The sequence below is a fragment of the Alcanivorax sp. HI0044 genome (assembly GCF_001634945.1).
On record NZ_LWEZ01000905.1, the window covers coordinates 1 to 735 of the forward strand.

Genomic DNA, 735 nt, shown 5'->3' on the forward strand with positions numbered 1-735 from the left:
ACGCCATTCTGCGTCGCCCGGACCTGATGAAAAAGATGGACCCGGCGGTGCGCGATCTGTGGGTCTGGCACGCCATTGAGGAAACCGAGCACAAGGCCGTAGCCTACGACCTGTACAAGGACGTGAACGGCAACTACCTGGAGCGCCAGCGCCTGTTCCTTTCCAGCACCGCCTACCTGATCGGCTTCTCCAGCTACTTCACCTGGCAGATGCTCAAGCGCGACAATATGCACCGTAAACCCCTCACCCTGGCCAAAGGGCTGTGGAAAGGGTTTGGCTACAGAGGCGTGATCAGCAGCATCATCCCTGCCTGGTTCAGCTACCTGAAACCCGGCTTCCATCCATGGGATGACGACAACAGCGCGTTGATCGAAGAATGGCGTAAAAGCCTGCCGGCCCCGAAGGAGAAGAACGCGGCGTGAGCAGAATTAATAATGAATAATTAAGAGTTAATAACGTCGCGAAACCCGTCTGTTTTGCCTTAAACGCAAGAGGCCGCGTCCAAAGGTTGGGCGCGGCCTCTTAGCTTCAAGAAATCACTGGCGCTAGGCGCGCAGCTATTAATTATTCACTGTTAACTATTAATTGCCTTTATCACCCTTCCTGCAGCAATTTCCGCAAGTCAATCAGCGCGGCATTGGCCCGTGACACATAATTGGCCATGACCAGGGAATGGTTTGCCAGCATACCAAAACCGTCGCCGTTCAGAATCAAGGGGCTCCACACCGTTTCCTG

2 protein-coding genes are annotated in these 735 nt (G+C 54.4%); one reads left to right on the forward strand and one right to left on the reverse strand.

Translation table 11 applies throughout. From position 1 onward, the window contains the following. The coding region (locus tag A3730_RS10705) for a metal-dependent hydrolase (protein WP_197477432.1) at positions 1 to 422 on the forward strand (422 nt) is incomplete at its 5' end. 172 nt (positions 423 to 594) lie between these two features. On the opposite strand, the gene A3730_RS29655 is transcribed toward A3730_RS10705, so the two are convergent. Beyond that, positions 595 to 735: DUF2333 family protein (locus A3730_RS29655; RefSeq protein ID WP_156501142.1), on the reverse strand; the 141-nt coding region annotated here is incomplete at its 5' end.